The sequence below is a fragment of the Pseudomonas sp. P4_C4 genome (assembly GCF_056402055.1).
The window spans coordinates 41,363-61,417 of the sequence record NZ_JBFUID010000040.1 but is presented as its reverse complement, the minus strand read 5'-3'; the positions used below and the strand labels follow the sequence as shown (position 1 = coordinate 61,417).

Annotated in this window: 17 protein-coding genes and 1 pseudogene; 13 read left to right on the top strand and 5 right to left on the bottom strand. The window is 51.7% G+C overall.

The window, feature by feature from the left end; translation table 11 throughout:
• Positions 1-750 precede the first annotated feature (750 nt).
• Positions 751-1,650 (bottom strand): hypothetical protein, encoded by a 900-nt coding sequence (locus AC1DXW_RS20545; RefSeq protein WP_477760381.1) that lies wholly within the window; start codon positions 1,648-1,650, stop codon positions 751-753.
• A gap of 373 nt (positions 1,651-2,023) precedes the next feature.
• Between AC1DXW_RS20545 and AC1DXW_RS20540 the strand changes: the two genes are divergently transcribed.
• Together AC1DXW_RS20540 and AC1DXW_RS20535 are read left to right on the top strand one after the other, a co-directional pair.
• Positions 2,024-2,728 carry a hypothetical protein gene (locus AC1DXW_RS20540; RefSeq protein WP_477760380.1) on the top strand — a complete coding sequence of 235 codons (705 nt, stop codon included), beginning with the start codon at positions 2,024-2,026 and terminating at the stop codon, positions 2,726-2,728.
• Positions 2,728-3,519 (top strand): peptidoglycan recognition protein family protein, encoded by a 792-nt coding sequence (locus AC1DXW_RS20535; RefSeq protein ID WP_477756890.1) that lies wholly within the window; start codon positions 2,728-2,730, stop codon positions 3,517-3,519. Before AC1DXW_RS20540 ends, AC1DXW_RS20535 begins: the two co-directional genes overlap by 1 nt.
• Positions 3,520-4,700: 1,181 nt before the next feature.
• Here the strand turns inward: AC1DXW_RS20535 and AC1DXW_RS20530 are convergent.
• A pseudogene (locus AC1DXW_RS20530) lies at positions 4,701-4,961 on the bottom strand (transposase); the annotation flags it as partial.
• Between the two features lie 248 nt (positions 4,962-5,209).
• On the opposite strand from AC1DXW_RS20530, the gene AC1DXW_RS20525 reads away from it, so the two are divergent.
• Complete coding sequence (locus AC1DXW_RS20525; protein WP_477756902.1) at positions 5,210-5,665, top strand: hypothetical protein; 456 nt, start codon at positions 5,210-5,212, stop codon at positions 5,663-5,665.
• The gene (locus AC1DXW_RS20520; RefSeq protein ID WP_477756901.1) at positions 5,662-6,531 is read left to right on the top strand and encodes a hypothetical protein; all 870 of its coding nucleotides are present in this window, start codon (positions 5,662-5,664) and stop codon (positions 6,529-6,531) included. The genes AC1DXW_RS20525 and AC1DXW_RS20520 overlap by 4 nt, the downstream gene beginning before the upstream one ends.
• A 186-nt stretch (positions 6,532-6,717) precedes the next feature.
• On the opposite strand, the gene AC1DXW_RS20515 is transcribed toward AC1DXW_RS20520, so the two are convergent.
• Positions 6,718-6,927, bottom strand: a complete 210-nt coding sequence (locus AC1DXW_RS20515) for a hypothetical protein (RefSeq protein ID WP_477760379.1) — start codon at positions 6,925-6,927, stop codon at positions 6,718-6,720.
• Positions 6,928-8,102: 1,175 nt separating this feature from the next.
• Here AC1DXW_RS20515 and AC1DXW_RS20510 point away from each other — a divergent pair.
• The 6 genes from AC1DXW_RS20510 (at position 8,103) to AC1DXW_RS20485 (ending at position 14,243) form a co-directional block, all read left to right on the top strand.
• Positions 8,103-9,686 (top strand): alkaline phosphatase D family protein, encoded by a 1,584-nt coding sequence (locus AC1DXW_RS20510; RefSeq protein WP_477760378.1) that lies wholly within the window; start codon positions 8,103-8,105, stop codon positions 9,684-9,686.
• Between the two features lie 29 nt (positions 9,687-9,715).
• Positions 9,716-10,375 (top strand): hypothetical protein, encoded by a 660-nt coding sequence (locus tag AC1DXW_RS20505; RefSeq protein ID WP_477760377.1) that lies wholly within the window; start codon positions 9,716-9,718, stop codon positions 10,373-10,375.
• 679 nt (positions 10,376-11,054) lie between these two features.
• Positions 11,055-11,597: a hypothetical protein gene (locus AC1DXW_RS20500; protein ID WP_477756529.1), complete on the top strand. Its 543-nt coding sequence runs from the start codon at positions 11,055-11,057 to the stop codon at positions 11,595-11,597.
• 195 nt (positions 11,598-11,792) lie between these two features.
• Complete coding sequence (locus tag AC1DXW_RS20495; protein ID WP_477756528.1) at positions 11,793-12,629, top strand: restriction endonuclease; 837 nt, start codon at positions 11,793-11,795, stop codon at positions 12,627-12,629.
• Positions 12,630-12,712: 83 nt separating this feature from the next.
• Complete coding sequence (locus tag AC1DXW_RS20490; RefSeq protein ID WP_477760376.1) at positions 12,713-13,627, top strand: hypothetical protein; 915 nt, start codon at positions 12,713-12,715, stop codon at positions 13,625-13,627.
• Positions 13,605-14,243 (top strand): hypothetical protein, encoded by a 639-nt coding sequence (locus AC1DXW_RS20485; RefSeq protein WP_477756758.1) that lies wholly within the window; start codon positions 13,605-13,607, stop codon positions 14,241-14,243. Before AC1DXW_RS20490 ends, AC1DXW_RS20485 begins: the two co-directional genes overlap by 23 nt.
• Positions 14,244-14,547: 304 nt before the next feature.
• Here AC1DXW_RS20485 and AC1DXW_RS20480 read toward each other — a convergent pair whose 3' ends face one another.
• Positions 14,548-14,841 (bottom strand): helix-turn-helix domain-containing protein, encoded by a 294-nt coding sequence (locus tag AC1DXW_RS20480; RefSeq protein WP_477756757.1) that lies wholly within the window; start codon positions 14,839-14,841, stop codon positions 14,548-14,550.
• Positions 14,842-14,926: 85 nt separating this feature from the next.
• On the opposite strand from AC1DXW_RS20480, the gene AC1DXW_RS20475 reads away from it, so the two are divergent.
• Positions 14,927-15,370: a hypothetical protein gene (locus tag AC1DXW_RS20475; protein ID WP_477756756.1), complete on the top strand. Its 444-nt coding sequence runs from the start codon at positions 14,927-14,929 to the stop codon at positions 15,368-15,370.
• Positions 15,371-15,740: 370 nt separating this feature from the next.
• Here the strand turns inward: AC1DXW_RS20475 and AC1DXW_RS20470 are convergent, their stop codons facing one another.
• Entirely contained in the window at positions 15,741-16,670 is a 930-nt protein-coding gene (locus AC1DXW_RS20470; RefSeq protein WP_477760375.1) for a LysR family transcriptional regulator, read from the bottom strand.
• A gap of 227 nt (positions 16,671-16,897) precedes the next feature.
• Between AC1DXW_RS20470 and AC1DXW_RS20465 the strand changes: the two genes are divergently transcribed.
• Entirely contained in the window at positions 16,898-18,388 is a 1,491-nt protein-coding gene (locus tag AC1DXW_RS20465) for an aldehyde dehydrogenase (RefSeq protein ID WP_477754995.1), read from the top strand.
• Between the two features lie 21 nt (positions 18,389-18,409).
• Positions 18,410-19,780 carry an aspartate aminotransferase family protein gene (locus AC1DXW_RS20460; RefSeq protein ID WP_477754996.1) on the top strand — a complete coding sequence of 457 codons (1,371 nt, stop codon included), beginning with the start codon at positions 18,410-18,412 and terminating at the stop codon, positions 19,778-19,780.
• Positions 19,781-20,055: the final 275 nt, after the last annotated feature.

Below are 20,055 nucleotides of genomic sequence, written 5' to 3'. Positions count from 1 at the left end.
CCGAAATGAGCTTGAATGTGCTCGCTTACAACTTGAAGCGAGTGATGAAAATCCTCGGTACGCAGAATCTGATGAAAGCGCTGGCGGCCTGAAAAGCCTTCTGTTTTGCCCGATGGACGAGCTGAGAAGCGTTACTGGTGGCATTAAAAGCGGGCTGGAGCTACGAAGAGCGCTTTAGGTGTAGTTAGCCAGCCAAACATCGTCGGCGCTAGTGTCGACGATGTTTGAACCAGTTTTTACACACTCTGGACCCAAAGYGGCCTGTCAGTTGTGCTACAGAATCAAGGGCGATTCATACATAGCTTGTCCTTATCGCTCAAAGGCAGTTGTAATTTACGTGAATTGATTACCCAGCTATCTCGATAGTGCGGTAGCTCCTTTGCAGAAAGCTACCGCCAACTAACGAAACGGGCGCGATTAACGCGGAAAATCCGGTTCTACCTGATCGCTAAGAGCGCAGTAAGTACACCTTAGCTACTGAGCCTTGAACAATCATTGGACCAACCCAAGTCGGTGTCACTCCATCGGGTAGAGCTTTGGATAATATTGGTATGCCGAGAGAGGGGATGGGGGCAGTATTAAGCTCTTCGAATTCAACCAGATTGGAGATTATGTTTATGGCATTCGTCCAAATTTGGCTGCCTACGAACTTTGATCCGAGCGCTTCCTCCCCTTCGATAGCTATCGACTGTTGATCCAGTGTAAATTGTCCGGAGAGTTCTACATGATAATTAGCCATAATTTTTTCTCCTACTTTAGAAGGCCCGAACCTTTTAGCGCTTTTTCCAGACTGTTTATACGTTCAGGAGTTCCATTTCTCAGTATATCTAGCAGAGAGGCACGGGTATCCTCTGCGGTCTTCTGCGTAGAGAGGCCGAGCGCAGATAAAGCGATATTTGCTTTACCCATAGCTTGATCATCTATCGTCCATATCGAGTCTCGAATGGCCTTGCGACGTGTAATTTCGTCGTTCGTTGGTACTTCAAGTGCACGTACTTTATCCAACGCAGTCTGTTTATCGTTCTCGGCTTTGGTCGTAATTACGGAAATTGCGCCAAACACGGTTCCAGCAGTGAAGTAGGCGTTGATGTCGTCCATAGCCGCTGTGCCGTCGTAGATTTCAACGGTGTCGCGTTGACTCGTCTTTATATGTAGTAATACTGAGGCGCGCGCGGCCCCCATTGCAGAGACAAGCGCTGGCACGGTTTTATCGTAAAAATAGTTTTTGTCGACGATTCCAAACGCGCCTATGACACCTGCATTGAGTAGGGCAAAGTTTTCTTTCGCAGAGGCACTACCGACTAATACGCCTGCGATGCTGGATGCCAGAGTCGTTCCGGCAACTGCGGCGGAGGTATCGGCACGATCAGCTACCAAGTCTCGTTCAAATTGATTGAAATTAAGATTGATAACAGCGATAGCTTTGTTTTGTAGGCGGTTGCGCTCCTGTTCTGACGTTGCTGCTTGCAGATTGGCTAAGTCTATAGCGGTCAGGTCAATACGATTAATAATATCTGCGCTGGGTTGGTATAAGGGGGGGGTGCCTCGAAACGAGCAGCCTGATAGTAGTGTAATCGCAAAACAGATTACAAGTGACCGCACGGCGATCAATGCATGGAAGGAACCAGATATTGGTAGCAAATTGATCATCGGTGCTCCTCCCCGCCGAATATAAAATTTGTATGTGTTGTATCGCGGTAGCATAGGTCATATTTTTTGAAAAGCTGACACATGCTATGCCTAAGAAGCTTTAACGTAGCAGCTACTCAGATGTTATCAGCTGCCAGGTTCAGTATAGGGCTATGAAAAATATGGATTTATTTTAGCGTCGCGCAGAGGTTTGTTTGGTTTTTAGGTGCGAGTGAGCACTCTTGAATTTTAGAAGAAGTGAGTGGCTTGAAATTTTTACGCGGTAAGCTATCGTCAAGATTTAGGCAGGATGCCTGTCTCAGAAATGGGTAGTCGAGAAGCAACAGTTTATGACTGGAGGATATTGTTTTCCAATAATAATTGGAGCTTGGTCATGAGTGATGCAGATAGCAATCTAAGTGTCTTAGCAGTTACCATTGATAGTGGTAAGGCTGCGTCGCCTGGGCAAATTAGAGCAGTCGGTGTCGGGTTGATGTTTTTTATTTTACTTATGATTTACTTGTTTGTGAATCTTTGGCCGTGGGCGCTTGTGCCTGGCAATAAAGGAAGTACGGTGATAAAGTTGTCACTTGCCTTTGATGTAAGTAAGGATATAACCATCGATACGGTGTTTGTTTTGCTGGTCATGTTATCAGGTGGAATTGGCTCATTTGTCCATACGGCAACTTCTTTTGGTGATTTCGTTGGTAATCAAAGGCTAACCAATAATTGGATTTGGTGGTATTTGTTAAGGCCTTTTACCGGGATGGCGTTGTCCTTCATTATGTATATGGCTTTCCGAGGCGGTTTTCTAACCGTTGGAGATGATCCAAGTAAAATTAATATTTATGCTATTGTCGCATTGGCTGCCATGGTGGGGATGTTCTCCAAGCAGGCAACTGATAAATTAAGTGAGACATTTAACACCATTTTTAAAACTAGCCAAGGTAATGGAGATGACACGCGGCAAGGAGGTTTAAATGATCCTCTTCCGTTGAGCGAGTCGTCACCGGATGGTGATCGGGATGCGTGCGGATTGGAAGTGGTTGATGTGACGGCTGATGAAGATTTGCCTCCTGCTAAAGGAGGGGGCGTGTAATGAGTTACTCATTGATTTGGTTGCCTGAAGTCCTTGAAGCAGCAAGCCTTAAAGTAGCACTGGTCGATGGGTGGACAACTAGAGGCCGGGCTGAAATGGGCACCGTTCGAGGGGTCATCTGTCACCACACTGCAACCGCGATTGTAGGCAATATGCCGACGCTAAAAACACTTGTAAACGGCCGATCTGACCTCCAGGGTCCTTTAGCCCAGCTAGGCCTAGGAAGAGATGGAACATACTATGTCATTGCCGCCGGCAGATGTAATCATGCCGGTGTCGGTATTTTTCGGGGGATTAGCACAGGTAATAGTAGTTTTATCGGGATCGAAGCTGAGCATTCAGGCTTGCCGAGCGAGGAATGGTCCGAAATTCAATATTATAGCTATGTGTGTGGTGTTGCGGCTATACTGAAAAAAATAAATGCTAGTGTCGATTTTTGTATAGGGCATAAAGAGTTTGCAACTCCGCCCGGGCGAAAGTCTGATCCAAATTTTGATATGATAAAATTTCGGGCCGACGTACAAGCGCATCTAGATGGCTCAGCTGTAAAGCGCCCATTAATTCCTTCTGTAGAGGCTGATGTTAACTCTAACAATGTGCCTCGCCCTACCCTTAGGCGGGGTGTAGTTAGTGATTTGGTTAGAAGCCTTCAAGTAAGGCTTAACTGTATTTCTGATGGTTATTTTGGCGCAAAGACTGAAGCTGCGTTGCGAGAGTTTCAACGTAAAAATGGTCTGGTCGCAGATGGGATTATAGGGCCAAAAACTTGGAAAACCCTAGACGCTACTTAGTCTGTAGCTACATAAGTGCGAAACTGGCCCGGCAGAATTTCGGGCATTACCTATGGCTGCCGTATGCCATTAAATTCCGGTGCACCATGGTTGTCCAGGGTTAGAATAAGTGTGCGATCTCTCCTTCGACAAGGTTGAAACGTATGAGGCCTAACTATAAGTAGACGACACAAGTGGGGTAATGTTTTCCGCCGATTGTGTCTGATAACGTCCCTAGTCCATGCGTAACTCCTTGTTTGGTTTGAGTGTCGCGCCAGAAACGCAACATGAGGCAAGGAGAAAAAGCGAAATGACTTACTAGCACATTTCTGGCGCATCAGCAGCATGTCCATGGTCTGCTTTTGGCCGATTCTGTTGAAAAAGTCGGCCCAGCCTGGCCGCCCATGCATTGAGCAGTGAAAACGCCTTTTTTGCACGCTGCTACGTGAAATCTGAGCCCGGAACCCTCTGTGCAAAGTAAGGATTTCAATCTCAAGCGCATACTTTTCTGCCGTGGAAACTGAAGCCGACTTTTTCAACAGAATCGGCCGTTTTTTGCCTGTCGCGAAGGACGGTAACCGACCCTTTACAGACGTTCGCGAACGGCTTGAGGCGAACAAAATTCGATTTGAATGCATCTCCCGAAGCAGGGTCGCTTCAGGACGGACATCCGCGGGAAATTAAAAGGGCGTAGATTACGCGAAGCGAGTGATCGACGACGAGTTGAGCCTGCTGCAACGCTGAACCAAATTGCACGGAGTGCTTTCACGGCACCTCCCACCAGATATGTTCGTGGGAACTTGATGCCTGGGTCTTGCATTTCCGCCGAAACCCATGATGCGATAGAAACTCTGCAAATTCGTTTCGGAGGACTACACCCTCCGAGATGTAGCAGTGGCGGTGCTTGCGATTTACTCCGCCAAGCTTTACTCCGCGGTAGTACACAGCGGTTTGCATCCTTCCCGACTGCACAATGAAATGCGCTGCTCTTTCGAGCTGATGCAATAGCGAGGCCTTCGTGGCTGGCATGCCACTGAACGCTTCCTCATTATCGATCGTTTCCCATAGCCCCGTCTTTCCGGAACCTCCATGCAATACACCGGCGATTCTGCGGTCGCCAAGTAGATCTCTCTCACCAAGACCGCGCGCCATCATAAACGTCTCACATATCGCATATGAGATTGCTAGGGTCTGTTGACGTTTCACATGGGCAGCCATAGGAACCCGCAGGCCATGGCTACCATGCTCTCGTAATTCCGCTTCAGCTTGTCGTATCGAAACGCCACGGCCCGGTAGTGTTTCAGCCGCGCAAAGGCGTTTTCCACCAAATGCTGGTAGCGATACAGCCCCCTGTCCAGGTCGGCATTGCCCCTGATCGAGTTGCGCTTTCTGGGGATCACCGGTTGGGCGCCCTGTGTCTCGATCTGTTCGCGGATGCGCTCACTGTCATAACCCTTGGCCATCAGGAGCTCCTGCCTTTGATAGCGGCGATTCTACCCATTTCGGTGTTTCAAGGGTTTTCGTACAGAGCCTAAGGAGGTGCTGATTAATTCAAAATTCAGATATTGCCCCCTTATAAATCAAGGCTTGTAGGGCGCCTTGGGGGCGAAAAGCCGAGTAGATCAGCGTTTCCCTCAGTTTATGCAGGTGCGACTACACTCAGCATGAGTAGCCACTACGAATGTGTGAGCCAATGCAGGAGATACAACGAATGGATATTACATTAAAACTATTTATTAAGTGGTGTTTGCTAGTGTCATTGAGTGCTGTTGCTAGCTTTGTTGCCGCCGTGCTGACGGACTATAGTGGTGTAGTAAAAATAATAGCGATGTTGGCCGGGATTATCTCTTTTGCCTGTATTTATACCTTTATAGAGGCATGGGCGATTTTGAAGATGAAGCATGAATTTTTGACGTCGCTAAAGGTGGGAGTGCTGGTCAAAGTAGCACTGCAGTTAATTCCTGCCATCGAGGTTTTTACAGGGGCGTTTGCAGTGTGGCTTGTTGATTTATTGAATGTTCATAATCATTTTGTTTCGGTGTATTTAAAAACTATGGTGACGGGGTCATTGTTATCGCTTGTCGTATTCGCAATTGCGGCACTGTATGCTTATCTTGTAAGAAGGTTTGGGGTGTCCGCGACACGCATTGAAAGAATTATATCGTGAACGAACAGATAAAAAGTTTACTCGAGTGGGCTCGCTCAAAGGTAGAGGTGGGTGCAGTAGTCTCTTTGCTTTTTGCAGTGGCAACGTATATTGGTAATTATTTTTATACCAGCTACTTTGATTTCTATTTTATTAATGGTTCCGATATAAAGATTCCCGTGGCAGACAGTATTCGGACTTTTGTTGTTATATTTTTTCTGGCCGGGCTTGTCATCTGGATGGTTGTCAGCTCGGAAGCTAGGAAGAAAGAAAGTTTTAGTAGGGCATTGTGCGATAATGTACCACTTTTCATTGTCCTTTTTTTGTTTAGTGGCTGGGCCATAAACATATATTGGAGTAATGTGGAAACTTTGTCGGGTTGGCTCTCGGGGGCACTAAAAGACAGTGCGTTACGCGAGCAGAATGAGCAGCTTACTCATCAAGTTACTCACTTTCTGAAGTGGTTTTTGTTGATTGGGCCATTGCCTATTTCGTTGGTTGTTGTCCTGCTGCTGTCGTTTAGAAGGTTTTCTTTTTCTAATTTTCTGATGAGTCTCTCTGTCGGGGGGCGCTTTCTGATTCTGTTAGTGTATGTTTTTCTAGCTTTGGACATGGCCCGTGCGTGTGGGAGAATTGTCGGATTTCTCGAGTTTTCAGGCGCGTTAGATAAGCCGGATATAGTTATTACACTTAGTGATGGGAGTAGGTTTCAGGACGGGCATCCTCTGTATCTGATCGTGAAGTCAGAAGGCGTCTTCTATGTGGCAGAAAGAGCTAAAAGTGTTGATTTGAAGAAAACCTGGCAAGTGCCGCAGTCGGTTATTAAGCATGTTGAACTAAGCCCTAAGAAAGCAAGTTCGCAAAATATTATGGGTTATTTTCAATAAATCTACGGGTGGGGCAAAACAGTGTTTGTCCGTTTTTCTTTTCTTTGTTGGACATGAAGAATGGTACCTGTCTACCTCCACAGAAACCGAATGCATATTCGTCAAACTCTGTCACAGAGCTCACTTTATGATCAGTTGTTCCAATCCATCATCGGCCTATCGCATGTGCTGATGACGGATAGAGGCTTACTCGGGTGTTATAAATACCGCAAGCGTCATCTTGATGAATTCTTCATTCCGGTCGATGGCCTCCAAGGCGCCACGTACGTTGTCGGCGACGTCGGCTGCCCCGCGCTGCTCAACCCAGTTCGTGAGCTCCATGATGGCGGCCTCGAGGGCGAGTTGATTCTCGTTGATCTTGAAGAGCAGGGAAGGGAGCAGGTCAGAGTGAGGCATGGTATTCCTCCGTGGATAGAGGAAGCGTAGCAGTCAGGTAAGGTGTGATCATTCGGCAGGGCGCCGGAGATGAGCCGAAAAAGGCGTGGGGACTTTTTCGGGGATTCGCTATTTCATGCTTGGCTCTGTTAGGCATCGTTTGCAGCGAGCGCCAGAGGGAGAGCCAGTAAATGCTGGGCCTTATGCCCATTTTCAAGCATGGGGTGCTAGGGGGCAAGTGTTCGAATCACTTCGTCCCGACCATATTTCGTAAGGGGATCAATCACTTAGCGGCTTGATCCACTTTCTCGTTTCAGGCTTGCGCAAAACTCGCGCAAAACTTAGCAGCGAATTCAGCATCTGACAGGCGGATTGTCCCAGAACTTCCGGCCTGGGCGTTGCGTGCTGCCCGTCCCCGTTGTGATTGGTGTGCACGGGTTCAGGGTGAGTTTGTTTTCTGTGGGCATGGGGCGTCCTTTGCCGGGGCATGCCTGGGAGGTGGAGATTGTGATGGGGGCCGGGAAATCAATTGGACACCTACAGGCTACGAAGCCAATTCTGGCTTTGAGTCTCCCTAGGGCCTGTTGACGTTTCACATGGGCAGCCATAGGAACCCGCAGGCCATGGCTACCTGATCAGCCGCATGCTCCAGGAGAGCGGTTATGACGCCGCCGATATTCGTCTACTGCATGACGCTCGCGCCACCCGCGTCAATCTCGAGGAGCGCCTGGAGTGGCTGGGCGTTGCGTGATCAGACTACTAGCTGCCTTTCACGACTGGCAGCTAACGGCCCAGAGTGTGTAAAAACGCTTCACCAAAATTGAAGTATGCGCATCTACGTTAAATCTGAAATTTATCGGCACGTCAGGTCAGCAGATGTGGATTTCGCGTAGAAACGCGATTTCCAGTCCGATTTAGAGTACATGTCGCGCTCAAAAGCGTTTTTACACAGCCTCGGCCAAAAGCGGACGTTGCTGCGTCGACTCAAGTTGCCTGTCAGGTTGTGGCCCTGAAGCTCTCTCAGGCCGAGCTGCTGTATTAATTGCCCTCTACAGAGCGGCTGGATTATCTGGCAACTTTTTAGGTGCCAGCTAGTATCAAAGTGCAACTATCGAGAAAGCTGCGGCCGCCGCTGTTGGAGTGCATTGGGTCAGCGAGGACGGGCTTCTTCCAATTTCCGTCACGGAGGACAGCGCATGAGCCTGTTACTCGGTCCCATCCTGCATTTTCGCGGTATCAACAACGGTCAGTATCAGGTCTCAGCCCTGGTCGTATTGGATAAGGGCGATGCAAAACCGCAGCCAGCGGTAACCAATTGCACGGTGGACAATCTCACCAAGATCGCTTCAATCCCATTCGTCGCGCCAACTCAAGATGTCTGGAGGGTGGATCTGTCGGTCATTCAACAAGCTGGCCTTGAGTCCCGGAAATGCAGTTGTGATGTGTCCGGCGGAAAAGCCAGTTTCTTTGTCCCGCCGTCCGGGAAGTCTCCCCGCTTGGCCTATGGGTCGTGCAATGGGTTCTCTGCCGACAAATACCGAAAAAAAGTGAAAGATCGGCAGAACGAGCGCTGGTTTGACATGGCGGCGCGCCACAAGGTCAAGGACAAGGAGTTCCACCTCCTGTTCCTGGGAGGAGATCAGGTCTACACCGATGACCTGATGGTAATCCCGGGAGAGATGAAGGACTGGGCTGATCAGTCGCACAGTAAGCAGGTAGATGCGAAGTGGACCAGGAAGCTGGAAAAGCAAGTCGACGAATACTTCGCCCAACTCTATGTGCAGCGCTGGAACCAGGCAGGCCCACGCGAGATTCTCCAATCCATTCCCTACGTGGCCATGTGGGATGACCACGACATTACTGATGGCTGGGGCTCATACCCACAGGATCTGCACGAGTGTGAGGTCTACCAAAACTTGTTCCGACTTGCGACTCGGTACTACCGAATCTTCCAGCAACAATTGGGCGACGGTCAGGTACACCCGTCCGCCGTGCCCGGCCAGAAGCCGGAGGCCAAGGGGCTTAGCCTCGCTTATACCGGCGTGGGAGAGGTTGCTTTTCTAGTCCCCGATCTGCGGAGTGAACGCCAGCCAGACCTCACCATGAAGGGGGGATTCACGCCTACCCGGATCGCTTCGGAGCACACCTGGGACGCTATTTTCAAGTGGCTGGAAGAGCCCGGCACTGCGAGCCACAAGCACCTGATCGTGTATTCCAGCCTTCCAGTTGCCTACCTCGACTTGAACGCCGCGGAGGTTGCTCTCAATGCCCTGCCAGGCCAATGGGAACTCGAGGACGACCTGCGCGATCACTGGCGCAGCAAGCCACATCGTGATGAAAGGCAGCGGCTGATCAAGCGGTTGTTGAATTTCGCTGCGAAAGGAGTCCGGGTCACCATTGTGAGCGGAGACGTTCACGTTGCGGCGGCGGCAGTAATCGAGTCGACCCTGCCTCAGCATGGAAATGGAGCCGGAGCCATCTTTCAGTTGGTGTCGACCGGAATAGTGCACACCCCACCTGCAGCTGTGGCCGTTTACTTCATGGAGAAGTTTGGGGCCGGGGAAGAGATCATCGAGTATGGGGTCCGGGCTCGTATGTTGCCGATTGGCTTCAAGGGGCACTTCCTGGTTCCAGAAAGGAACTGGCTGAGTCTGGAACCTGATGAGAGGGGAAGGATCTGGGCAAACTGGCATGTTGAAGGCCATGAATACCTGCTGACGCAGGTGATCGACCCGGTGGTACTGCCAACCGTTGTTCAGCCGGTTGCCGTAAACGTGTAACTGAAGACCCACCCCATCGAGGTCTCTACATGGAAGCTACACAGAAGGGGCTACACATCGCCTGGCAGGTTGCGCTAATGATACTGATACCAGCTACATTGGCCTTGGCCACTGATGCTATGCCCAAGGAAGATACATTCCTGCCCATTGCCCTCAAAGACTGGATTGTCATTGTCAGTGCCGTAGTGAGCATATTCATCGCATTCTGGGGTGTAAGGAACGGTCTCCGATCTGCTACGAAAGCTATTCAGGAGAAACAGAACGAGCATCGTCAAAAGCAACTTGCCGCGGCGCGGGACATGATGAAGGAGATTTTCACCGACCCATTGGCGCGCTCGGCAATGCGGATGATGGACTGGTCAGGACGAACCTTTACCTACGAAGAGCAGCCCTTCACGGTGCATTGGAGGGATCTGAAACTGGCGCTTGTGGTGCACCAGAAGGGTATGGGGTTCGACAAGCAGCAGGAGTTCATACGCGACAGCTTCGAGTCTTTCTTTGACCACATGCTCGTGCTTGAGCACTTCATCGAACAGAACTATTTGAACGAGGCCGACATAGCGGTGCCTCTCGAGTATTACGCAGGGCGAATCATCGCATTCCCCGACACCTACGATGGATTCCTGCGCGCGTATGGGTACGGTGAAGCCCGAGACCTGATGCTACGTCTGGCGCAGCGTCGTAAGTAAACAAAACACGCCGGCGTCACGGATCACCGAATCGTGAAGTCCTACCTTTTACAGCTCAACGGCAAAGCCCTTGATGCCCTGCGCTTCGGCAAAGTGGGTAATTGCACTGACTTGACCACCCATTTGCATCGGACTTGACCAGCACGTTCCGTAACCATGAACGGCAGAAAACGGCCCAGAGTGTGTAAAAACGCTTCACCAAAATTGAAGTATGCGCATCTACGTTAAATCTGAAATTTATCGGCACGTCAGCATATGTGGATTTCGCGTAGAAACGTGATTTCCAGTCCGATTTTGAGTACCTGTCGCGCTCAAAAACGTTTTTACACAGTCTCGGCCAAGAGCGGACGGATGGCCAAAGAATCACAAATCAGAATTATCACCGATGCTTCTTTCGAAGCTACTAGGCAGTAGGGCTGGCCATCACCTTTTCGTGTTTCTCTCTGGGCAATGTCGCGTTTGCCGTGTTCACGTCTAAGCTAGAAAAGGACTTACAGACCGACAAGAAGCGTTATACGACATGCCATCGCGACACGGTTTGCCGTCTATAAGGAATTGGACGCTAATGCGCCGAAATGAATCGAATACCATGAGAGCGCCTGTCGCGCAGCTAGTCGCAATCGCCTTATGGTCACTTGCTTGTGAGTGCTCGTCTGCGATGACCTTTGACGTGGTGGCCATGAAAGGTGAACCCGCAATCCTGGGTCGCGGTGAGATTGTGGCTGGAGATGCAACTCGCTTCAAAGCTGCTCTGACGCCGAATGCCAAACATTCGTATGGATACTACACATTGGTTCTGGAAAGCCCTGGGGGCAGTGTTCAAGCTGCGTTTGCACTATCCGGGGTTATCGATGCCAACTACGTAAATACCTATATAGCTCCAGGCGGGAGGTGCATCTCCGCTTGCGCCGCAATTATTTTCATTGCTGGACGAGAGCATGTAGCCGTTCCTGGTTCATACCTCGGGTTTCATGGCTGCTTTAATGCACAAACAAGAAAAATCGAAACTCTCTGCAACGAAGCGATTGCGGAGCATGCAATAGCCCATGGGACAGCATACGGTGCAGTGATGGCTTTTATCGAGAAGATCCCATCCGACGAAGTTGTCTGGATTAGCGGCAACGAAGCGGATTGTTGGGGAGTTAACCGGTATGACATCAGTCCGAAACCTGTGAACTATTTGAAGTGCGTCAGGAACGCTCTGAAGGATCTCCGTCGATGAGTAACCCAATCAAAGTGTGTGATCCCTGCGATGACCCAAGAGCCGGGTGGGGGCAGGTCGCCGCCCGATAGGGTGAATAGAGGACCTGATGGACCATCACTGTATCCAACTCTGGTGATGAGAACAGTTGGTGGACGTCGTTCGTGCGACCCAGTAGCCTTCCTTGCTTGCGAACTGCACACAGGAGACGCAGGTGTGATCGACAATCCGCTACCACAAGACTGGCGAGACCTTCAAAGTGGTGTGCAACGAATTTTCCGTAATGTCGGCCTGTCGGCAGACGTAGAGGTTGATCTCGAAACGCCGCGTGGCTCAGTGAATGTGGATGTCATGGCGGTAGACGTCCGGAGTGTGGACAAGGTCAGATACATCGTGGAATGCAAGAATTGGGGCAGCGCCATACCCCAGTCCGTAGTGCACTCGTTCACGACGATTATGCATGAAACCGGTGCCAACATCGGATTTATCATTTCGAAGCATGGGCTTCAGCAGGGTGCCAAGCGGTATACGCAAAACACAAACATTGTAGGGCTGACGTACCTGGAGTTCCAGCAACGATATTTTGAAGCCTGGTGGAAAAGGTATTTTTGCCCACTTGTCGGTGATGCGGCGGACAACCCGCTTCAATACACCGAACCGTGCAACACTTTGCGGGACCGTGCTTACGAAAATCTTAGTCCTCAAGACCAAGAAAAGTTTGATCACTTGAGAAATAAGAGTAGTACGTCGCTAATGGCCTTATCCATGTTCAATTACATGAGCATGGCGCCGGTGTTGCACACAGGCTCGCTGCTGGACGTTCCGACGGATTTAGATGAATTCAAAGCCAGGGTTCTCGCAGTAATAACTCCACACATCGAATGGCACTGCCACACGTTCCGAGGGCTATTGGAGATCATCTTGGACTACCTACGGGATGTGGAAGCTGATTTTGACGCGATATTTGGAGGATCAATCTTTGAGCCAAGGGATTCCATCAGCGGAGTCACTACTGATGGTCCGCCCTTGGATGATGGCATTTATCATCGCTGAGTCACCGGTCAGCGATATGTCACGGATACGCCCCTGCTCATCTCGGTGTGAGCTTATGAATAACATTAGTGAGCACTGAGAATATGGACGAAATTTTATCAAAAAAGCACTACAGACAAACTTTCTACATAGTGCTTTCGCTAGTTTTTTTGATTGCTGTGCTTCTTARATTTTTATTAATTCCAGAAATMGAGAAGCTAATCTCCTCAAGTGCCCAAACTGCATTGATCTCATTGCTTGATAATCTCGTTACTTCAATAATTGTAACCGTTTTTATTGGGAGTTTTGTATTCTGGCTTAGACCTGAAATTGTGAAGCGATCTGCCATAGAGATTGTCGAGCCGAAGCAAATTGGTCATTTGCTAAAAGAGGCTACGCTGACGAGCAAGTTCTGGATATATAAAGGGGCTTGCGGCCGTTACACAAGAGCCACTACTTTTCCTAAATTGGCGGAAGCTGCACGAAATGATGGGATCGGTCGTGACATAACTGTATATCTCCTAGATCCAAGGGATGACGCACTTTGCACCAAGTATGCAACATATCGAAAAAGTCTAAAATCCGGAAGAAAAGGTACGCCATGGAGCTGTAAGGTCGTTCAAGAAGAGATTGTTTCTACTGCAATTTCAGCTTTTAAATACCAGTCCACTGAGCCCTTACTCGGTATAAGATTGTTTTTTGTTAAATCGTTCTCTGCATTTCGGTTTGATATATCAGAAAACCATGTGATAGTAACAAAGGAAGAAAAAGAGGCGTGCGCACTAAGAGCCGATGCGGGCACGTATTTTTATGACTCCTATAAAGATGACATACGATTAATTGAGCGTCAGGCAGAAGAGTTTAAATGTTGCGGCAAGGTTGAATTTCAAGACGAGGTTACTGCCTCCAAGCTGGAGGAGATAATTAAGTGCTCAGGATTGAAGGGTGTAATCGAGAACTGCAAATTAGACCTTGAAGTGATTAGGAAGGCAATCAATGCTCCGTCAGACCCCTACTAATTTAGCTGACATTCAAAGCATCTCTACCCTGCAAATAGCTCTTGATGCATGGACTTTAAGCCCTGCAGATGTAATCGAGATGTGCTTGGGTCGAGGTCTCGAGTTTCGCGCTCATCCGCTGGGATTTATTTCATGTGTCTTTTTTGTGGAGGGCGATAGAAAAGCGCGACTGCATATTTGGCCAATTTCCGAAAACCTTAACCAAGGTGAAGGGGTAACCATTCATGATCATGTCTTCAACTTTACAAGCTGGGTTTTAGCTGGTGAAATTATTAACAGATGCGTGTTTATTGATGGGGCTGGAATGCCATGCTCTGTTTATGAAGCAAGTTATACTGGCGATAGTTCAGTTCTTGTAAGAAAAAATGAAACCTTAAATATCACGGATGGGGAGATCCAAAAATATTCTACGGGCATGCGATATTCCATGCGTGCAGGTCAGTTACACGAAACTAGATCTATCGACAGTAATGTGGCTGTTACGGTATTGATTACTCATGACGTTTCTGCAAGCCATCCGTTAGTAATTGGCCCTCTTTCGGGGCATGACAAACATGAATATCATCGCAGACTTATTTCACGCGACGAGCTAAATGAAGTTATTAATAGTCTTTGACGTTTGAACGACTGAGGAGGAGTCTACTTGCCTGACTCGATCCGCCCCCCCCTCGAGCGGCTACTTCGCAACGCCACTTACATTGAGCAAAACGGAGACTAGAGCCTAATCCGCTTCTAGGCTTACGCCATCTTCAGTTTCAAGGCCATTGGGCTACTGCCGTTCTGCCCCTCATGGCCGGCATCTGCCGGCCAATTTCGGCCAATTTTGACAGGCAGAAATCGACAACATTCGAACGCTCAGCTGCCGCCCCTTCCGGCAACTGCTGCCCGCTTTGTCGATTATTGAGGTTGGTCGCTTTTCATCAACCTTTTTTTGAGCTCAATCCGATAGTTCCTAACTCATCCTGCACGCGCACCAAAATATCTTCTGCCGATTCTTTTGCCTCGCCCGCCTTGAAATAGCAATAAACAAACAAAGTGGAAGGGTGGACACCCAGTGAGGACGCTAACTCATGGATTTTTTCCAGGCTCGGCGATTTCATGCCGCGCTCTAAATCGCTGACGAAGGGTTGACTCGGCCCGAGGGCCTCTTGGGGTAGGCCTTTGCTAAGCCGGATGTCGCGAACCGCTAATCCGAAAGCCTTCTTCAGTTCCATTTGCCGATGCTCGCAAAAGGAAAGATGAAGCCTTTGCAAAGGAAAAATCGCTATACTCTATAGAGTATACAAAGGATATGATTTGATGTTTAGAACTCCGATCGACGCAGAAGACCCATTATTTCGCCAATACTTCAGCGAAGATTACCGAACGTGGAAATATGTTGAGCTCACGCTGGCTCACGTCTGGTTTTATGTCACCGTTGTGCAGAGAGTTAAATTTGAACAGATAAGAAGCATCCTAATGCTCGATAGCCTCGCCCTTCTAGATGACCTCCTGTCTGATCCCCATTCCGGGCGCGAGGTGGAGAGCATTCAACTGGTCACGCCTGGCCGATTAAATGGAAGTGGCGATTGGCGTATGGAACGTTTGCTTCGAATAGAGCATCTGAGCGACCACGACTCAGTCGCCTACATCTACGAAGTAAAAAACAACATCACTTATGTAGACGGTGATCGCAATTTGCTGACTCAAGCACGCGCTGAACGAAACGTGATTTTTGAAGAACGACAAATACAAGTGGCTTGATGGTTGCGGGCATGCGACTCCCTAAGGTGTCAATCTTCATTGCGTTTCCTCAAAAACCGACGGTGATGCCTGTCAATCCTCCCCATATTTGTCTTATTTTTTGTCAATCCTATCGATCCTCATTGACAGTCAACCTTCTCTGGCCGAATTCCCGCCTTACCGAGTGATTTCAATATCCGGAGCGGTGTCAATGTAGGTGATCGATAGGTGATACGGGCGATTACTGGCCGGATGATCCGCTGGTGGCCGAGGCGACTGCGCGGATCAAACCGCGCAAGTAATCGCAGCGCGATAACGTAGGAGCTGCCGCAGGCTGCGATCTTTTGCTCTTAAAAAATCAACGTCAAAAGATCGCAGCCTGCGGCAGCTCCTACACGGACGGCGTTGAGCTTTCGGATTTTGCGGTCAGCTGTTCGCGGCAATAGTCCGCGAACAACTGCGCCGGTTTGGTCAGTTGCCCGCGCTTGAGCCATGCCGCCACCAGCCCCGAACCAGTGACCTCTTCAGCGATGTCCACGCACACCACTTTCTGCCCGTCGTAGGTGCACTCCGAATGCGGTTTGGTCACCAGGATCGAAAAACCGAATCCCTGGCCAACCATGCCGCGCACCATCTCGATCGACGGTGAGCTGAAGGCAATGCGTGGCGTCAGGCCCAGCTCATCGAACAGGCTGACGAAGTAGGTTCGGCTCGGCTGCACGTCCAGAAGAATCATCGGCTCCAGGCACAGGTCCCGCAGCGACACCTGCGCCTGCTGGGCAAAGCGGTGATCCGCCGGCAGCAATGCGTAAGGCCGTTGCGCCGGCATCAAGGGTTCGGTTGCGATGGTGCCGTCGAGGTCGTGCTCGTAGAGGATCGCCAGATCGAAAGCACCGGAAGTCAGGCCCTGCACCAGCTCTTGTTGCTCGCCGTCGCGGATGCGGATTTCCACCCCCGGGTACAACGCCGAAAACCCGGCGATCAATTGCGGCAGGTACAGCGGTGCGACGGTTTCGAAACAGCCGATATCGATCTGCCCGGACACCACGTCGTTGTCGGCCAGGGCGTTCTGCTCGAACTCCTTGGCCATGCGCAGCAGCTCCTGGGCCTTGCGGTAAAAGCGGGCACCGCTGGGGGTCAACGACACGCCCTGGGCGTGATGGCGGATCAGCAGTTGCACACCGAAACTGTCTTCCAGCCCTTTGATGGCCGTGGAGATCGAAGGCTGTGCGATGTACAGCTTGCGCGAGGCCTCGGCGACGCTGCCGCATTCGACGGTGGTGATGAAGTATTTCAATTGACGCAGATTGTAGGCAGCCACAGCAAACCTCGGGGGGAGAACAGATCAGGCATCCTGGCAATTTGCGCGCCACCCCTATCCGCTCGGGCAGCGATTTGTTGTGGTTGAACAATAACCACATGCTGCGCCAGAAGGGAGATTGGCTACGTAGTTTTTTCTTGGCCTGCGAACACATTTTTACTGGTTTTCCACCGCTTGGGCCTGAGCGACTATCCAATACACAAGAATGTCCTCTGGAGCATCTGAACGTGTTCGAGCTTGAGTATTGGCAACGCAAAGTCGCATCCCTGCGGTTTCCCGACCATGCCGTGATCGACGGCCAGCACCGTGGGGCGCAGTCGGGGCAGACTTTCGCAGCGATCAACCCCGCCACCGGTCAATGCCTGGCAAATGTCGCGGCATGTGGCGAGGAAGACGTGAACGCGGCGGTGCGTAATGCGCGGCAGGTCTTCGAGGCGGGTACCTGGGCAGCGCGCTCACCGACCGAACGCAAGCAAGTGCTGTTGCGCCTGGCCGACTTGATTCTCGAAAACCGTGAAGAGCTGGCACTGCTCGATTCGCTGAACATGGGCAAACCTGTCGCCGATGCCTACAACATCGACGTGCCGGGTGCCGCTGGAGTGTTCCGCTGGTACGCCGAAAGCCTCGACAAACTCTACGATCAGGTCGCGCCGAGTGCGCAGAACGTGCTGGCGACCATCACCCGTGAAGCCCTGGGCGTAGTGGCGGCCGTGGTGCCGTGGAATTTCCCCCTGGACATGGCTGCGTGGAAACTCGCCCCGGCCCTGGCCGCCGGTAACTCGGTAATCCTCAAACCGGCCGAGCAGTCGCCTTTTTCTGCCCTGCGCCTGGCGGAGCTGGCGCTGGAAGCCGGTGTACCAGCGGGTGTGTTGAACGTGCTGCCGGGCCTTGGCGAGCAGACCGGCAAGGCCCTCGGCCTGCACCCGGACGTCGATTGCCTGGTGTTCACCGGTTCCACCGAAGTCGGCAAGTATTTCATGCAGTACTCGGCCCAGTCGAACCTCAAGCAAGTGTGGCTGGAGTGCGGCGGCAAGAGCGCGAACCTGGTGTTCGCCGATTGTCAGGACCTGGATCTGGCCGCCGAGAAAGCCGCGTTCGGCATCTTCTTCAATCAGGGCGAAGTCTGCTCGGCCAACTCGCGGCTGCTGGTGCAACGCTCGATTCATGACGAGTTCGTCGAACGCCTCAAGGCCCAGGCCGAGCGCTGGTTGCCGGGGGATCCGCTGCACCCGTCGAGCGCCGCCGGGGCCATCGTCGACAGCCGTCAGACCGCGCGCATCATGAAATTCATCCAGCAGGCCGAGCAGCAAGGCGCGACCAAGGTTTGTGGCGGTCGGCAGTCGATCTTCAACGGCTCGGACAACTTCATTCAGCCGACGATTTTTACCGGCGTGACCCCGGACATGCCGCTGTTTCGCGATGAAGTGTTCGGCCCGGTGCTGGCCGTCACGGCGTTCGACGACGAGGCCCATGCCTTGCACTTGGCCAACGACAGCGTCTACGGGCTGGCAGCTTCACTGTGGACCGACGACCTCAACCGCGCCCATCGTGTGGCCCGACAATTGCGGGCCGGTACGGTGTCGGTCAACAGCGTCGATGCACTGGACGTGACCGTACCTTTTGGCGGTGGCAAGCAGTCGGGTTTCGGCCGCGACCTGTCCCTGCATTCATTCGATAAATACACCCAGTTGAAGACCACCTGGTTTCAATTGCGCTGATAACAAAACGGAGAACTGGCGATGACCACACCACGTGAAACCCGCGACTACCAGGCCGCCGACGCTGCGCACCACATCCATGCGTTCGTCGATCAGAAAGCCCTCAATGACGAGGGGCCACGGGTGATGGTCCGTGGCGAGCGCCTGCACCTGTGGGACAACGATGGCCGGCGTTACCTCGACGGCATGTCCGGGTTGTGGTGCACCAACCTCGGTTACGGGCGCAAGGACCTGGCCTTTGCTGCGAGCCAGCAACTGGAGCAGCTGCCGTACTACAACATGTTTTTCCACACCACCCACCCGCAGGTGATCGAGCTGTCCGAGCTGCTGTTCAGCCTGCTGCCGGGTCACTACAGCCACGCGATCTACACCAACTCCGGCTCTGAAGCCAACGAGGTATTGATCCGCACGGTGCGTCGCTACTGGCAGGTGCTCGGCAAGCCCGAGAAGAAAATCATGATCGGCCGCTGGAACGGTTACCACGGTTCGACCCTGGCTGCGACGGCACTGGGTGGCATGAAGTTCATGCACGAAATGGGCGGCATGATTCCGGACATCGAGCACATCGACGAGCCGTACTTCTTCGCCCACGAGGGCAACCTGACTCCGGCCGAATTCGGTCTGCGTGCGGCACAGCAACTGGAAGCGAAGATTCTCGAACTGGGCGCCGACAAGGTCGCAGGCTTCATCGCCGAACCGTTCCAGGGTGCCGGCGGTATGATCTTCCCGCCAGAAAGCTACTGGCCGGAAATCCAGCGCATCTGCCGCAAGTACGATGTGCTGCTGTGCGCTGATGAAGTGATTGGTGGCTTTGGTCGCACCGGCGAATGGTTCGCCCACGAGTACTTCGGTTTCGAGCCGGACACCCTGTCCATCGCCAAGGGTTTGACCTCGGGCTACATCCCCATGGGCGGCTTGATCCTGTCGAAAAAAATGGCCTCGGTGCTGGTGGAGCAGGGCGGTGTGTTCGCCCACGGCCTGACCTATTCCGGGCACCCGGTGGCGGCGGCGGTGGCGATTGCCAACCTCAAGGCCCTGCGCGATGAAGGCGTGGTGACGCGGGTCAAGGATGACATCGGCCCGTACCTGCAACAGTGCCTGCGCGAAGTGTTCGGCAAGCACCCGCTGGTGGGCGATATCCAGGGCACCGGCATGGTCGCGGCGCTGCAACTGGCCGAAGACAAAAACAGCCGCAAGCGTTTTGCCAACGAGAACGACATTGCCTGGCGCTGCCGTACGATTGGTTTTGAGGAAGGGGTGATCATTCGCTCGACCTTGGGGCGGATGATCATGGCGCCGGCGTTGATTGCCAGTCGTGAAGAGATTGACGAGTTGATCAGCAAGACCCTGAAAGCGATGGATCGTACGGCGCAGGAATACGGCCGGCTCTGACTTTGTAGCGCTCTTGCGGGCCTCTTCGCGGGCAAGCCCGCTCCCACAGAATTTGTGTCGGTCGCACGTTTTGGGCACGACACATAACCTGTGGGAGCGGGCTTGCCCGCGAATGCTATGGCCTATTCAACACATTTCGATCGTCTTGCACCCACCTAGAGCAATCCCGTAAATAGCGCCTTTTGACGGTGCGCGCTAACGAGTTTTTTCATCGTTCGCATCCACATATTTCCTCATTTTCCTAATCCCGCCCTTGGGCCAACATCGATCTCTCC

What these genes read in the sequence shown, in the direction of transcription:
- AC1DXW_RS20545 (WP_477760381.1), bottom strand. Translation starts at nt 1,650, where the DNA reads ATGATCAATTTGCTACCAATATCTGGTTCCTTCCATGCATTGATCGCC.
- AC1DXW_RS20540 (WP_477760380.1), top strand. Translation starts at nt 2,024, where the DNA reads ATGAGTGATGCAGATAGCAATCTAAGTGTCTTAGCAGTTACCATTGAT.
- AC1DXW_RS20535 (WP_477756890.1), top strand. Translation starts at nt 2,728, where the DNA reads ATGAGTTACTCATTGATTTGGTTGCCTGAAGTCCTTGAAGCAGCAAGC.
- AC1DXW_RS20525 (WP_477756902.1), top strand. Translation starts at nt 5,210, where the DNA reads ATGGATATTACATTAAAACTATTTATTAAGTGGTGTTTGCTAGTGTCA.
- AC1DXW_RS20515 (WP_477760379.1), bottom strand. Translation starts at nt 6,927, where the DNA reads ATGCCTCACTCTGACCTGCTCCCTTCCCTGCTCTTCAAGATCAACGAG.
- AC1DXW_RS20510 (WP_477760378.1), top strand. Translation starts at nt 8,103, where the DNA reads ATGAGCCTGTTACTCGGTCCCATCCTGCATTTTCGCGGTATCAACAAC.
- AC1DXW_RS20505 (WP_477760377.1), top strand. Translation starts at nt 9,716, where the DNA reads ATGGAAGCTACACAGAAGGGGCTACACATCGCCTGGCAGGTTGCGCTA.
- AC1DXW_RS20500 (WP_477756529.1), top strand. Translation starts at nt 11,055, where the DNA reads ATGAAAGGTGAACCCGCAATCCTGGGTCGCGGTGAGATTGTGGCTGGA.
- AC1DXW_RS20485 (WP_477756758.1), top strand. Translation starts at nt 13,605, where the DNA reads ATGCTCCGTCAGACCCCTACTAATTTAGCTGACATTCAAAGCATCTCT.
- AC1DXW_RS20480 (WP_477756757.1), bottom strand. Translation starts at nt 14,841, where the DNA reads ATGGAACTGAAGAAGGCTTTCGGATTAGCGGTTCGCGACATCCGGCTT.
- AC1DXW_RS20475 (WP_477756756.1), top strand. Translation starts at nt 14,927, where the DNA reads ATGTTTAGAACTCCGATCGACGCAGAAGACCCATTATTTCGCCAATAC.
- AC1DXW_RS20460 (WP_477754996.1), top strand. Translation starts at nt 18,410, where the DNA reads ATGACCACACCACGTGAAACCCGCGACTACCAGGCCGCCGACGCTGCG.